This window comes from Azospirillum humicireducens (assembly GCF_001639105.2).
Classification (GTDB): Bacteria; Pseudomonadota; Alphaproteobacteria; order Azospirillales; family Azospirillaceae; genus Azospirillum; species Azospirillum humicireducens.
In genome coordinates this window covers 802981-816899 of record NZ_CP015285.1, presented here as the reverse complement: position 1 = coordinate 816899, position 13919 = coordinate 802981, and the positions used below count along the sequence as shown (strand labels likewise).

Genomic DNA, 13919 nt, shown 5'->3' with positions numbered 1-13919 from the left:
TCCGTATCTGGGCATCGGGTCTGATCGGCAGCCCGCCTGCCGGAAACGGCGCGATGGGCCACGGAAAAGCGAGCGCGCAAAATAATACCAATGGCAGCCCTTGTCACCTGACGGATGTTGCGCCGCCACAGAGCTTTCCGCATGCCGGATTGGCGTGGAACGCGGGTTGGGTGTATCTGTCGGACCGACCTTCGAACTTGGAAGCCCGCCATGAGCGACGTGACGATCTACCACAACCCGCGCTGCAGCAAGTCGCGCGAGACGCTGGAGCTCCTGCGCTCCCGCGGCATCGAGCCGGCGGTGGTCGAATATCTGAAGACCCCGCCCGGCCCGGCGGAGCTGTCCGCCATCCTCGCCAAGCTGGGCAAGGGTCCGCGCGACATCACCCGCGCCAAGGAGGCGGCGGAGGCCGGCTTGCCCAAGGATCTGGACGGCGAGGCGCTGATCGCCGCCCTGAGCGCCAACCCGGCCGCCATAGAACGCCCCATCGTGGTGAAGGGCGACCGCGCCCGCGTCGGCCGTCCGCCGGAGTCGGTGCTGGACCTCCTCTGATCCCATTCCCGTTCCCGACCGGAGCCTGCCGCCCGTGACTGCCAAGCACACCGCCGCCACCGCCGCCGCCGAACTGACGACCATCCGCGATTTCCTGCGCTACGGCGTCAGCCGCTTCAACGAGGCCGAGCTCGATTACGGCCACGGAACCACCACGGCCTTCGACGAGGCCGTGTTCCTGGTGTTGGAGACGCTGCACCTGCCGGTCGACCAGCTCGACCCCTATCTCGACGCCCGGCTGACCGCGGCGGAGCGCGAGGCGGTCGCCGGCATCCTCCATGCCCGCATCGACACCCGAAAGCCGGCGCCCTACCTGCTGAACAAGGCCTATATCCAGGGCATCCCCTTCTATGTGGACGAGCGGGTGATCGTCCCGCGCTCCTATATCGGGGAACTTCTGTTCTCCGACCTGTTCGGCGGCGACGAGTTCACTCTGGTCGAGGATCCGACCTCGGTCGAGCGGGTGCTGGATCTCTGCACCGGATCCGGCTGCCTCGCCATCCTGGCGGCGCGCATCTTTCCCGAGGCCCAGGTCGATGCGGTCGATCTGTCGGCGGACGCGCTGGAGGTGGCCCGACGCAATGTCGCCGACAGCGGGTTCGAGGACCGCATCTCCCTGCATCACGGCGACCTGTTCGCGCCGCTGAAGACGCGGAAATACGATGTCATCATCACCAACCCGCCCTATGTCGACGCCGAGGCGATGGACGCCCTGCCGCCGGAATTCCGGGCCGAGCCGGAGATGGCGCTGGCCGGCGGCGACGACGGGCTGGACATCGTCCGCCGCATCCTGAAGGAAGCCCCCAAGCACCTGACCCCCGACGGCGGCCTGCTGTGCGAATTCGGTACCGGCCGGGAAATCCTGGAGGCGGAATATCCCAATCTGGACTTCCTGTGGCTGCAGACCGCCAACAGCTTCGGCGAGGTGTTCTGGCTGACGCGGGAGCAGTTGAAGGCGGGGAAGTGAGGGGCTGACGCTCCCACAGCCGGGAAGCCTTCCCCACATCCACGGTTGTCCTCTCGACGATGCTGCATCGCAGCAGCCGCTTGGGAGGACCACCGCCATGGCCGACCGCCAAACCATCATCCTCAAGACACTGGCCTCAAGACCCTGGCCTCAAGACCCTGGCCATCACCGCACTGGCCTTGGGCGGGCTGGCCGTCGCCAACTCGGCGGCGGCCCGCGCGGCGGAGCGGCGCTATCCTCCGGACGGGCGCTTCGTGACCGTCGACGGCGTCCGGCTGCACCGCTATGCCGATGTAACAGTCCCGGTGGCGATCTTCGCCGGCCATCACGACCGCGTGGTCGAGCAGGAGGAGCAGAGCGGCCTCCCGCACCATGTCCTGTCCGACAGCACCCTGCATTGGGTGCCGGATTGCGGCCATATGGTGCATTACGCCGACCCGGAACCGGTGGTGCGCCGCATCGACGAGATGTCGACCGAAGGAGCGCCGCTGCGCGTCGCCGCTCAGAGATAGCGCCGCATGAGGATGCTGCCGCCCCGGTGCGGCAGGCGGGGGTGCCAGGGGATGTCGGCGCGGCCGATCTCCTCGAACCCCTCGCCGGCATAAAGACGGCGGGCCGGGTCGTTGTCGGCCCAGACATGCAGCGTGACCCGGTCGAATCCGCCGGTCCGCGCCCGTTCGTAGAACCAGCCGAGCAGCCGTCCGGCGATGCCGTGACGCCGCTGCTGCGGATCGACTGCCAGGGCCGACAGGAAATAGCTGCCCCAGTCCAGCATTTCGGAGAATGCAGCCATATGGGCAACCCGGTCGGGCGGCAGGCCGCTGTGATCCTCCGTGCGGATCCAGTCGGCGGGATAGCCATGGGCGACGCCGACCACCTGCCCGTCCAGTTCAGCGACGCCGCTCTGCCGGTGGGACAGCGAACCGCTGCGCCCGGCGAGGCCCGGCATCAGCATCTCCGCCGCCGTCAGCCCCGGCATCAGCCCATCCAGAAGGAAGCCATAGACCCCGCCGCCGGCAATGTCGATCAGCCGGGCGAGGTCCGGCGCGTCGTCGGCATCGCCCGAACGGATGCGAAGACGGTCGTCGAAGATATGATGAGTCACGCCAAGCACCTTCTTTCCGGAAATCGGCCGCACAGGAAAGGCCGTTCGGTCGCCGATTTCCAGCCCCTTCCGACGCCGCCGGATCGGCTCAGCCCTGGTCCGCAGCCCGGTTGAGATCGTCGCGCAGCTTCAGCAACGCCTCGCGCAGGGAGGTCAGTTCCTCGACCGAACAGCCGGAAGCGGCAGCGATGTGGGTCGGCAGACACGCGGCCTTCCCGCGCAACGCGGCCCCCTCCGGCGTCAGGCGGATGCGGACAAGCCGTTCATCCTGCGGATCGCGGGCGCGGGTGACCAGCCCCTGTCCTTCCATCCGCTTCAGCAGCGGAGTGAGCGTTCCGCTGTCCAGGCCAAGCCTTTCGCCCAGCGCCTTCATCGACTGCCCATCCTCCTCCCACAGCAGCAACATCATCAGATATTGCGGGTAGGTCAGGCCGAGCGACTCCAGCAGCGGACGATAGACGCGGGTCATCGCCAGGTTCGCCGAATACAGGGCGAAGCAGGCCTGGTTGGAGAGCAGAAGCGGATCGTTCCTGTCGGCAGTCATGGCTTGGTGGAACCTTCGAAACGGCGCGCGCCGCCGGGCTGTTGCGCGCCGGCCGATCATGCGTACGGCACAATCGCGCGCAACAGCCCGGCGGCGCAATCCTGAAGCATGACGCCTCAGGCATTCACGCGACGCAAACCATAGGCAACAGCCTCATGCGACCGTCGTGGTGACCGGGATGTTGCCCTTGGTGGCATGGCTGTAAGGACAGACCTTGTGGGCGCGGGCCAGCAGATCCTCGGCCGCGGCCTTGTCCATGCCCGGCAGAGACACGATGAAATCCACGGTCAGGCCAAAGCCCTCGCCATCGTCGCGGGCACCGATGCCAACCGTGGCGGTCACCGACAGGTCGGCCGGCACGGCGATCTTGTCGCGATTGCCGACAAACTTGATGGCACCGATGAAGCAGGCGGAATAGCCGGCGGCAAACAGCTGCTCGGGGTTGGTGGCCCCGCCCTGCCCGCCCAATTCCTTCGGCGCCGCCAGCGCGACGGACAACAGCCCATCCTCGCTCACGGCTTTGCCGTCGCGGCCACCGGTGGCGGACACCGTCGTCGAATAGAGGGTCTTCATGCTGCTCTCTCCTTCACTGGATATCGGGGATGGGTTGGCCGGACGGTGGGAAGAACCGCCGCCGGCGATCTCGTGAGGAGGAGCATCGCTCACAATTCAATTGCGCGCAATTTATTTGATCATGCGCAATTCAATTGTGCGAAATGCGTTTGGCGCATGACTCCCGTGTGGTGTTCCAGGCGTCACAGCAGCAGGCCTGGACGACGGCATCGTCGTCCATTCGCTCCTTCCCATTGCGATGGCGAAGCGAATGATGGATTGCCAACCTTGGGAATCCCTCTCCGTGAGTCAGCGGCTCCGCTCGCCGGTATCACTCCTATCGAGAGACCCTGCGGCGCTACCGACGAACCGCAACTCGGCATTGGTCAGGTCGGGGATGATCCGGGACGGCGGCTGTTGGAGTCAGGCAGCCGAACACTGGAGACCCTGATGAGCGACGAGCCAACCAAGGACCAGCCCGTCGAGGGGGCTGCCGGCGCTCTCCCCCGGTCCGTCTCACGGCGTCGGCGGCGACCAAGCCAGCTCGGTCAGCTGCTTGCTCTGGCTGAGGGCCCCGTACAGCTGCGCCCCCTCCTCGCGTTCCGTCCGGCACAGCAGCATCAGAACCTCCGAGTCAGCGTTGACCGAGCTGCATACGGTCGAATCCCGATTGCAGGTCGGCCGCATCTGCGGAGCCAGCCACCGGCCGGGTTGAGCCTTCTGTGCCGCCAGCAGGAAGGCCGCCATGACCTTGGCGATCTCCGCCTCGCTGCCGGTGTTGCGCACCGTGAACAGCGGCGAGCGCACGCCGCCGGCAGGAGTGCCCGAGGTCATCAGTTGCGCCACGCAGAAGCGCTAGCGGCGCGGGGCGGCCATTGGGGCCGGCGCATCGGCATGGACGGCGCCCGCCGGCAGCGCCGGGGTGTTGCTGGCAACCGGCCCCACGGCCAGTTCGTGCAATTCGCGGCCGCGCCACAGTTTCACAAGCACGCTCTGCCCATCCGGTACCTGGCCCAACACGCGGCGTATCTGCATCGGATCGGCCATCGCCACGCCACGGACCTCGAGAATCACGTCGCCCGGCCGGATACCCGACACATCGGCCGCTTGGCCCGGCATCAGTTCCACCACCAACAAGCCGCGCGGAGCCTCCAGCCCCACGGCCTGCGCCAGTTGGGCCGTCACCGGGGCCACCGACATTCCCACCCTGCCCTGCGGCTCGTTCGCCGATACCGTTGCCGATCCGGGCGGCGTGCCGATCGCGGTTCCGCCCAAGCCCATTGACCCGGCGGTGGTGCCCGGAGCCAAGTCGGACCTCGCTCCCGCCGCCGCACCCGAACCGGAAGGCGGACAGCGCTGTTCCGTCATGACCTGGCGCAAGGCCTGGATGTTGACCGACATCGATTGGCGGTACTCCGGCGGCGTCGATGACAGGCTGTCGGTGTTCGTTTGCAGCAGCATCGCCAGCGCCTGACAGCTCGTGCCGCGGTAGTATGACGCCGTCTCCGCCACCTGAGACGCCTGCGACGGTGCGCCGGCGCCGCCCGCGGCACCTATCGCCAGCCCGACCGGATCGACCGCACAACCCGACAGCATCCCCGCCCCCGAAACCATCACAAGCGCTGCCATCCATAGAGAGGCTGCTGTGCGACCGTTCTGCATCGAATCTCCTCCGCCGTGCATTCACCAAAGGGCTTCCCGCTGAATCTGCTATCCGGCAGGCCTCTCCCGAGATGAGCCGGCCATCCCACCCATTCCGGGTTGCAGTGTGCCCGCTCGAAATCGGTAATAAAAGTGGCGAAAGGTGCGAGTCGCCTTCTTTCCCCATTTCAACGCCAACGCTCCGCCGGACTCTCCGGGTCTGTGATGCCGCAGCATCAAGGCGGGTACGGTCACTGTCATCGACACGGGTGAACGCCAGTGCAAGAGCCTTGCAGAATGGTTGGGACACCCAGGCGTGGTTTTCATTGTCATCGGACAATGCAACGCAAGTGGCGCGCGAGACTGAAAGCACTCCACAAATTTACGCGTGTCGGCGCAGAAAAATTCACCACATATTCACTTCACATTCTGAAATGATGCTGAGGGGTTGAATTGGCCTGCAGCATGATATGCGGCATCCCCTAGACCAGCGGCGCCGACTGGCTCAGCAGCAGGCGCCGGCCCGGGTTCTCTTCGATCCAACTCTTGGGGAAGACCTTCAGGGCCTGCTGGCCGGCGCGCGGGTCGAGGATGGCGCCGTGGGCCTGGGTGCCCTCCATGGCACCGGTTGCGCCCAGCTGTTGCGGCTGGCCCCCGATCCCCCAGCGGCTACAATGAACGGGTCCAGGATGGACGCGCCAGCGCCGTTGCGGCTGGACCCCGATCCCCCAGCGGCTACAATCTTGCGCAGCTCGCATACGGTGGCCAGTTGTTGCGGCTGGACCCCGATCCCCCAGCGGCTACAATAGCGCCTGTCGCTGGACGAAGCGGTCGATAGTTGCGGCTGGACCCCGATCCCCCAGCGGCTACAATCCGGCTAATTTGGAGGCCCCCGTTAAGCTCGTTGCGGCTGGACCCCGATCCCCCAGCGGCTACAATCTCCGCCTTCTCCGCCACCTGCGAAGAAGGGTTGCGGCTGGACCCCGATCCCCCAGCGGCTACAATGCGGCTCGGCTTGGCGCGGGACGACAAAACGTTGCGGCTGGACCCCGATCCCCCAGCGGCTACAATTCGCCAGCGACACAAGCGAACGGTCGGAGAGTTGCGGCTGGACCCCGATCCCCCAGCGGCTACAATTTCCGGCCCCACCCGATTTCCCACCGGTAGGGTTGCGGCTGGACCCCGATCCCCCAGCGGCTACAATCGGACCCCGGATAACCCTCTGAAGTAAAAAGGGTTATCCGGGTTTCTTTTCTGAAGACCTTCCATCGGATGCCCATCAAAACAGCTTGAACTGTTCGTACTTCGCGGCGGGTTCCTGTTTCGTGCGCGTTTCGAAACACACCATCGTCTGGTATTGACGGTCGGTGAAGGTCAGGATCTGCACCTTTCCCCGCTTCGGCAGGTTGGATCTGATCCGTCCGATTCGCGCCTCGACCTGCGGAGTGCCGGCACAGAAGCGCATATAGACGCTGAATTGCGACATCTCGAATCCCTCATCCAACAGAAAATTGCGAAACCGAGTCGCCGCTTTCTGGTCGGTTTTGGTCACGGTTGGCAGATCAAACATCACCATCATCCACATGAGCCGATACGCGCTGAGTGGCATGCGCGCCCTCCTTGCCTGACGGTCCACGAGCGATTTCGAGGGGAAGCGGAGACAGCGGAAGATCGAGAACCTGGCGCTCGCCAGAAAGAACCTGTGCAAGCGATGTCGCCAGCCGGAACAGACAGGTGGACAAAGGCGTCACCCCGGCGTCCGTTCGCAAGTCCTGCACCAGCAGTCCGGCCAGGATCCGCTTCGTCTCGCGATCGACCTCCAGAAGCCCATCCGAGACCATGCGGTGGACGGCGATGTCCACCATCGGCCGGAAGGGTTCCAGCAGATCGTCCACCAGACACATGGGGTTGGAGCGGTTGGAGTGCTTCAGCCCAAGGCTGGGATGCAGTCCGGCGGCGGCGGTCGCCCGTGCCGTGCCGCCGCGCAGCACCGCATAGCCATAGTTCAGCAATCCATTGATTCCCGGCTCATCGGCATCTCGGCGAAAATCCGGCCCGAACAGCAGCGGCCAATAGCGCCGCGCCGCCTGCGCCTCGATGTTCTCCGGGTCGCCGGTCCGCATCTTGCGGGCAAGCTCCTCGAAGGCGCCGGCGGGATGGCCGAGCGCCTGGAGGATCGCCCCCTGATTGCGGACCTTGGCGCGGGCGATGGCTTGCCACAGCCGGCGCTTGAAGGCGTCGGTGATGTCCGCCTGCGCCCGCATGCGCTGGGCCTGGATGTGATGGCCGTCCAGCGGCCAAAGGATGGCTGCCGGGGAGAAATTCCGCCCGCACAGGACGACCGAGCAATCCCGTTCCAGCAGGGCCAGCAGCAGGTTGTTGGAATAGGTCAGCCCATGCGCGGTGGCGATCAGCACCGCCATGTCGTCGAGCGGGACGCGGCCAAGCTCCCGCCCCTTTTCCGACACCACCATGAAACCGCGGTCGAGCGACAGATGCCGCCCGTCCTCGGCCACCTCGACCACGACTCCGGCTGCGCTCGCCATGGCCTACTCCAACGGCCCGCGGTCATGGACGAAGCCGGCGGGATCCACGCCAACCGGCCGGGCTTGCGCCTTGCGTAGCGCCTCGGGAGAACAGGTCCGATATTTGAACGGGTCATCCTTGTCGGCGTCCCGTTCCTTCAGGTTGCCCGCCTCCCTATGCCCGGCAAAGACGATCCGGCCTTCAGAGAACTTGACCACCTTCATGATTTCCCGGTTCGGCGCGGTTCCGAAGGCCAGCATGTCCCCCTTGAACAGGCGGAACAGCGGCTTGCCGATGCCGGCGCACAGCCGGCGTGCCGCCCAGTCCGGGAAAGCGGCATCGCTCCGCCCGCCGTCCCCTCTCTCGGCCAGCCATTCGGCATGCAGCCGGTAGGCCTCGTAGGTGCTGACGATCCGTCCGGTCCAGCGCCCGCGCCCGTCGCGCAGGATCTCGTACCAGGCGTTGCTGTCGCCCTTGTAGAGCTTGAAGGTGTGTCCGTCATCGTCCTGGACCGCGACGGGGCTGCCCAGCTTGTCCAGCATGCGGACCCGGCGCACCTCTCCCCCCGTCCAGGTGAAGCAGGACAGCGCCTCGCCCAGGCTGCGACCCTGCGCCGCCTGTTCGGCGACATGGCGTTCCAGTGCCGCGGCAAGGGCGCGGTCGCGGATGTTCCCGAAATCCTTTTCGGCAAGCGACCCCAGCGGCTTGCGCGTCACCACCCGATGGGTTCCGTCGGGCAGCCGCTCGACCGGACCATAGGCGGTGTCGTTGTGCATCCGGCCTTGCCAGCCATGTTCGGGCTTGTGGGACACGATGATCCCCTGCGCCCTCTCCTGCACCTGATCGCGGAAGGACGGGCCGGGCAACCCCTCGAACGGATCGGGCAGGCCGTCGAACAGCTTTTCCAGCTCCTTCTCTTCCGCCCGCTTGGCGGCGTCGGCCACCCGCTGCACCAGCCGCTGGTCGATCACCCCCAGCACGGCGGCATCGACGGCATGGTGCCGATGATCCGACCGGTTTTTCAGATTGGCGTCGGACAGGATGGAGTTCAGCCCCCAGCGGCCGCGCAGCATCGCCGTCAGCCGGCCGGGAGCGGCCCGCACCTTTTCCAGCGGCACGATGCAGCCCAGATATTCGCGGGCGACCCTCGACAGGTGCCGGGTCTCCACCAGCTGCCGGTCGATGAATCCCCGCTCGGTCTCGAACCGCTCCATCGCGTTGGGCAGGAAGCGCCAGCGCTTGTTCTTGGGGAGCGACTCGGCGCGTTCGGCGATGGCCGCCCAATCATAGCCGTCGGCGGAGACGACGCCGAACGCCTCCCACGGCGTCCGGTTGCGCTTGATGCGGTTGGCGCGACGGTGGCAGACGATCTTGTTGTCGGCGCCGTTGGCCAGCGTCCGGCTGAAGGGCAGGATGTGATCGACGTCCACATCGCCTTGCAGCAGCTGCGTCATACTGATCGGTTGGCCGGTATAAACGCAGACATGGGCGCTGCCGATGCGCGGCAGCTCCTCCCACAGCCGCAGCCGCAGCAGCGCCTCCCCGGTCGGCTCCATCCCCAATTCGCGAAGCTGCTGGGTCCGCGTCCAGTTCTTTTTCTGATTGTCCGCCTGCTCGCGCTGCGTCTTGTCGCGGTCGGCCCGGCTCTGTTTCAGATCGCGGGCCAGCTCCACCACGATCTCCTCCGGCTTGCCCCAGCGCCGGATGATCCGGTTCACCACCCGCCGCAATTCGTTCAGCGCCACATGAACGGTCGGGTTGGGAAAGCGGCCGATCCGCAGCTCCGGCGGGTCGTCCGCCTCGCCGGTGCCGAAGGCGATGAAGCGCTCCAGCGGCAGGCCGTAATAGGGCAGCTCGTCCAGAAACTCGCCTGTGCGATGGTCGGAGTGATGCAGGCCGAGCGCGCGCACCGCCTCGTCATAGGGCAGATGCTCCTCGTGCATCAGCGGCACCACCTGCTCCAGCGCCTTTTCGCTCAGGCGGCAATAGCCGTCGGGCAGGCCCGGCCGTTCGGCCGTCAGGATCGCGACCTCCCAGGGCAGCCCCAGCTCCTCCACCAGCCAGGCGGCCAGTTCCCCCTCATCCTCGGCATCGATCAGGCGGCCGACGATCTCGCGCTGACGGTCGGCCGGGAAGCTGTGCCAGGCGGCACCGATCCGCCGGCGCTTGCCCTTTTCCGCCGACAGCGCGTCGGCGGTGGCGTCGCCCTTCAGCCGGTCGCGCTTGTCGTCCTCCAGGTTGATGCGGGCGTCGGGTGGGAGTTTCAGCTCCTTGGCCAGCGTCTTGAAGGTCAGATCGCCCTTGCGGCACAGCCGGTCAAAGAAGCGGTCGAAATCGGCCGGCGACAGCCCCTCCTCCCCCTGCCCCGGCCGGACGATGCGCAGATTGTGCAGCTCATGCAGGATGCGGAAGCGCTGGGCGATGGGCAGCGCCCAAGGCGCCCGCTCCTCCTCCGGATAGAGGGTGCATTTGCCGGGCTTCACCGGCTTCAAGGGTCGCTGGTGGAAGATGACGCTTTCGATCCGGTCCCACTGTTCGGCGGTGACACCGGGATGATGCGGCGCCTGGGCGGCGCGGATCGCCTGGAACTCCTCATGGACCAGCGCGCGCTCCGGATAGAAGCTGTAGGTCGCCTTGGCCCCCGTTCCGGTCAGCCTTGCCCGCACCGGCTGGCGGTTGGCATGGCGGGCGGCGAGCCACTGGCCGAGCGTGCCGGCGCCACTGGCGGCCAGCTCGGCCTTCAGGGCGGAAATGCCGCTCTTGACCTTGCCCGCCTCATTCTCATCCCCGGCAGCCTTGCGGTTGCTCTTGAAGCCCCGGCGCTGGTTCAGATGGAACAGGGCACGGCCGAGCTGGTGGGCCGGCAGCGGGCCGGCGACCGCCGCCGCGCGCAGCTCGTAGGGGTCCAGCGCCTCCAACGCCTTGCGCGCCTTCGGGTCCGCCGGCATCAGGGCGGCGGCAACCAGAGCGTTCATCAGAGCCTTGCGCCGACGAAGATAGCGATCCCGGCGCCGGCGCATCGACCGCGCCAGTCGCCGATCGGCCGCCAGGGACTGCTGCAATTTTGAAAAATCCGGAAAAATGCGCACACCCATGCGACGCACTCCGCAGGGCCTGCCGTCCCCGTTCAGATCGAGCAGACAGAACCCAATGCTGTTGGTGCCGAGATCCAGGGCGAGGCGATAGCGGAGACGCTTGGACAAGACAGACTTCCTCCCGCGCGTGATGCAAACGGAAAGGCTCCATTCGCATTTGAAGAGCGGAATTGTCCAAGGGCACCCTCACCGTGTCCAGATGCAAAGGTTTCACAACCCAGTTGACGGCCACCAAAGCCCATGAGATGGTTTTCGCGGAAAGACAATCACCTTGCTTAGCCGCTGGGGGATCGGGGTCCTTCCGTTAACACGTCGCGGGGGTTCATCCCTTTGCGGCACAAGATGTGCGGCGGGCTTCGGCCCGCCGCGTTTTTTTGGCATCGCGTTGTCAGATCGGGATGCGCTGGTGGAATTTGTGGGCGTGGCTGGCGATCATCGCGGCGATGCCGTCCCACATGCCGCAGGCCGATGTCGCCGTCCACAGGCCGCGCAGGGACTCGGTGTAGGTGCCGGCGGCGGCAATCGGTCCGAAAAGCTGTTCCCCCCGCTCCGGAGGCCGGTCGCGGGAGGCCGGGATCAGGCTGCGCTCGTTGAAGGACAGATCCGACAGCGGGGGGCCGATCCGCGACGGGGTCGGGGTCGGCAGCAGGGGCCCGGTGGCGGGAGCAGGCAGGGCCTTGCCGCTGGTCACGGCATCGAACAACTCGACCATCTGGATCGTCACCAGCGCGGCGCGTCCGGTGTCCGACTTGGCCGTGATGTAGAGCGCCTGCATTTTGGTGAGGTAGAAGCTCTTGGACGGAAGGCCGCCGCGACGGCCGGGTTTCGCATCAAGATATGAAAACCTCCCCAAACGTACCGAGCGCATCCATATGCCGCTCGATCAGCCGGCGGATGGCGTGCGGATTGGCCATGCCCAGAGCTTCGGCAAGCCGAAGGTCGCGGATGCGCGGCTCATGATTGATCGTGGTGTCGATGTCGGTCGGTGATAACGTCGGCAAGGCTTGCCCGTCGTCGCTGATGCTGCCCATGGCGACGGCCTCCTATGCGGCATTGCCGGCGGAGGACCGCTCCTTAGGACAACCCTGGCGCCAGGGGACAAGAACCTGCATAGGTCAGGGCAGACTATTCCCCTTGCGGGTGTTGTATTATGCGCCCCCCCGGCAAAGGGTCGTTCGTGGTCAATCTGGACCTCGTCCAGGACCTGATATCCCAGATGCGCAGCTTCCTGGTCAGAGAGGATGCGACCGCCGCCGCCGCCAACCTTCTGGTGCTGCTGAGAGCTCGTTTGAAAAGGCTTGGGGCATCGAACACATGATATGATTCACGCTTCATGTGTGGTCCGAAACAACGCACAGCCGAATGGACAGCGCCGAAAAGGCCGACATGCATAACATAGATGACTTCTGCTGCGCGATCAGAACAAGCGCCGCCAAATCCTTTAATCCTGAGATCTCAGGATTAAAGGATTTGGCATAACGAAAATTATTACGAAAATTCTTTAATTTGTTTGATTTTTCCGTATTTTGGTGCAATTTGAAGTTTTATACATTTATTTAATTCATTGCGAGATTTTGCTTTTATTACAAAACCATTATTCGGATCGTATAGATAAATATACCCACCATTTGGCATAATTCCACATGAAAATTTTGTGCTCACTATCCCGACGGCGTGATAAGGGTCTTTCTCGGAATTACTCTCATAAATTAACGCATAAAGTCTTTTACTATATTCGAGTTTTAGAAGAATGTTATTTAAATTTATCTCAAAATCAAGAGTTATTGTTCTTTTAACACTTAAATTGATGCTATCATAGAATTGCTTATCTATAATTTTTTGGTGATCTTCTCTGTAACTTATGGATTGATAATTATTTATATCGATCGCACCAGGCTTCATTAAAAAAGCAGAACCATACTTATGGTTAGCTTCAATATGATATGCATAAAATTTACTAGGCAGTTCTTGTTTATGAGCATCTTTACACCAATTCACTCCCTCATCCTCACTTTTTTTCATCGCAGACAGCCAAGAATGTACCAACGAATAACAAACGTCCGGCTGGTATTGATTAGCATCAATAAAATCTACATCTTCATCCCATACCATTACACTATTTTTGTCAGACATATTGTTATCTCCCGTCAATTTTCCGACCCAAATATCCTTACTGATGCACCATTAAAATTCAAGAAAATTGATTGCAATTCAACCGTCAGGAGTCATCGTATCGATAGTTAAGACGGACGAGCCCGGTTTGCGGGAGAAATGCAGTAGAAAATTGACCATCGCCAGCCCAGACCGCTCTGGATGGGAGCGCAGCCGCCACAACGCGCCGAAGGGTTTGGCCCGCCGCCAGGAGAAGGACATGCCGCGGTGACGGCTCCTGCGCGAGCGCGGGACAGGCGGGCATTCCCCAGGTTACGGGCAGTCGGTGCTATCGTCAGGCTCCCATCTCGGCGGACAGATAGGCTCACAGGCCGGGGAACAACGGGCCGATTCGGGGAAGAGCTCCACCGCGGTCGGCGTGTCGATCACCAGCAGGTCGAGGCTCTGCGGCGTCGGCGCCGCTGTTCTGTTCGGCGCCGCAGATCATGCCGCCCCGCGTCAGGCGGTGGAGGGGGCAACCATGGCGGCGCTGCGTGTGGGAACCGGTTCGACTTCCACACAAGAGTTCCGCACGCCGCCGAAAGATGACGCATCGGCAACCCAGGACGCGGCCAAAGAAAAAGCCCTGGAACCGTTGGGTTCCAAGGCTTTTTCGTTCCCTCCGGAACTGGTCGGAGCGACAGGATTCGAACCTGCGACCCCCAGACCCCCAGTCTGATGCGCTACCAGGCTGCGCTACGCTCCGTCAACTTCACCGCAGTGCTTGCGGCTTGGCTCCGGAAGGGAACGGGACTATAGCCGCGGACTTTCGCCGATGCAACATCT

The 13919-nt window shown here is 64.1% G+C and carries 15 protein-coding genes, 1 tRNA gene and 1 CRISPR repeat array; of the genes, 3 read left to right on the top strand and 13 right to left on the bottom strand.

The features are described from left to right. Positions 1 to 210: 210 nt before the first annotated feature. The 3 genes from arsC (at position 211) to A6A40_RS03735 (ending at position 2031) form a co-directional block, all read left to right on the top strand. The gene (arsC, locus tag A6A40_RS03745) at positions 211 to 552 is read left to right on the top strand and encodes an arsenate reductase (glutaredoxin) (protein WP_063634170.1); all 342 of its coding nucleotides are present in this window, start codon (positions 211 to 213) and stop codon (positions 550 to 552) included. 34 nt (positions 553 to 586) lie between these two features. After that, a complete protein-coding gene (prmB, locus tag A6A40_RS03740; RefSeq protein ID WP_063634169.1) occupies positions 587 to 1519 on the top strand; it encodes a 50S ribosomal protein L3 N(5)-glutamine methyltransferase in 933 nt (310 codons plus the stop codon). A gap of 179 nt (positions 1520 to 1698) precedes the next feature. Beyond that, positions 1699 to 2031 (top strand): alpha/beta fold hydrolase, encoded by a 333-nt coding sequence (locus tag A6A40_RS03735; protein ID WP_063634168.1) that lies wholly within the window; start codon positions 1699 to 1701, stop codon positions 2029 to 2031. On the opposite strand, the gene A6A40_RS03730 is transcribed toward A6A40_RS03735, so the two are convergent. The 13 genes from A6A40_RS03730 to A6A40_RS03675 all read right to left on the bottom strand — a co-directional run bounded on the left by A6A40_RS03730 (position 2022) and on the right by A6A40_RS03675 (position 13839). Next, on the bottom strand, positions 2022 to 2624 hold the full coding sequence (locus tag A6A40_RS03730) for a GNAT family N-acetyltransferase (protein ID WP_063636107.1): 603 nt from the start codon (positions 2622 to 2624) through the stop codon (positions 2022 to 2024). The two genes, A6A40_RS03735 and A6A40_RS03730, sit on opposite strands and share 10 nt — an antisense overlap. Positions 2625 to 2712: 88 nt before the next feature. Continuing rightward, entirely contained in the window at positions 2713 to 3168 is a 456-nt protein-coding gene (locus A6A40_RS03725; protein WP_063634167.1) for a MarR family winged helix-turn-helix transcriptional regulator, read from the bottom strand. 153 nt (positions 3169 to 3321) lie between these two features. Further along, positions 3322 to 3741 (bottom strand): organic hydroperoxide resistance protein, encoded by a 420-nt coding sequence (locus A6A40_RS03720; protein WP_063634166.1) that lies wholly within the window; start codon positions 3739 to 3741, stop codon positions 3322 to 3324. A gap of 495 nt (positions 3742 to 4236) precedes the next feature. Continuing rightward, positions 4237 to 4554: a hypothetical protein gene (locus tag A6A40_RS03715; RefSeq protein WP_063634165.1), complete on the bottom strand. Its 318-nt coding sequence runs from the start codon at positions 4552 to 4554 to the stop codon at positions 4237 to 4239. A gap of 21 nt (positions 4555 to 4575) precedes the next feature. Beyond that, positions 4576 to 5349: a PDZ domain-containing protein gene (locus tag A6A40_RS03710; protein ID WP_158279274.1), complete on the bottom strand. Its 774-nt coding sequence runs from the start codon at positions 5347 to 5349 to the stop codon at positions 4576 to 4578. 494 nt (positions 5350 to 5843) lie between these two features. After that, a complete protein-coding gene (locus A6A40_RS03705) occupies positions 5844 to 5999 on the bottom strand; it encodes a major capsid protein (protein WP_257792287.1) in 156 nt (51 codons plus the stop codon). A gap of 2 nt (positions 6000 to 6001) precedes the next feature. After that, positions 6002 to 6565: direct repeats of the CRISPR family, unit length 36 nt; unit sequence GTTGCGGCTGGACCCCGATCCCCCAGCGGCTACAAT. Between the two features lie 75 nt (positions 6566 to 6640). After that, positions 6641 to 6970, bottom strand: a complete 330-nt coding sequence (cas2, locus tag A6A40_RS03700; RefSeq protein WP_199275886.1) for a CRISPR-associated endonuclease Cas2 — start codon at positions 6968 to 6970, stop codon at positions 6641 to 6643. Continuing rightward, positions 6924 to 7907, bottom strand: a complete 984-nt coding sequence (gene cas1 / locus A6A40_RS03695) for a type II CRISPR-associated endonuclease Cas1 (protein ID WP_082860710.1) — start codon at positions 7905 to 7907, stop codon at positions 6924 to 6926. Before cas1 ends, cas2 begins: the two co-directional genes overlap by 47 nt. 3 nt (positions 7908 to 7910) lie before the next feature. After that, a complete protein-coding gene (cas9, locus tag A6A40_RS03690; RefSeq protein ID WP_063634161.1) occupies positions 7911 to 11090 on the bottom strand; it encodes a type II CRISPR RNA-guided endonuclease Cas9 in 3180 nt (1059 codons plus the stop codon). Positions 11091 to 11370: 280 nt separating this feature from the next. Further along, positions 11371 to 11757, bottom strand: a complete 387-nt coding sequence (locus A6A40_RS03685; RefSeq protein WP_063634160.1) for a hypothetical protein — start codon at positions 11755 to 11757, stop codon at positions 11371 to 11373. Positions 11758 to 11812: 55 nt separating this feature from the next. Further along, positions 11813 to 12013: a hypothetical protein gene (locus tag A6A40_RS03680; RefSeq protein WP_063634159.1), complete on the bottom strand. Its 201-nt coding sequence runs from the start codon at positions 12011 to 12013 to the stop codon at positions 11813 to 11815. Positions 12014 to 12470: 457 nt separating this feature from the next. Further along, positions 12471 to 13115, bottom strand: a complete 645-nt coding sequence (locus A6A40_RS30325) for a hypothetical protein (RefSeq protein ID WP_146191537.1) — start codon at positions 13113 to 13115, stop codon at positions 12471 to 12473. 647 nt (positions 13116 to 13762) lie between these two features. Beyond that, positions 13763 to 13839, bottom strand: a tRNA-Pro gene (locus A6A40_RS03675). Positions 13840 to 13919: the final 80 nt, after the last annotated feature.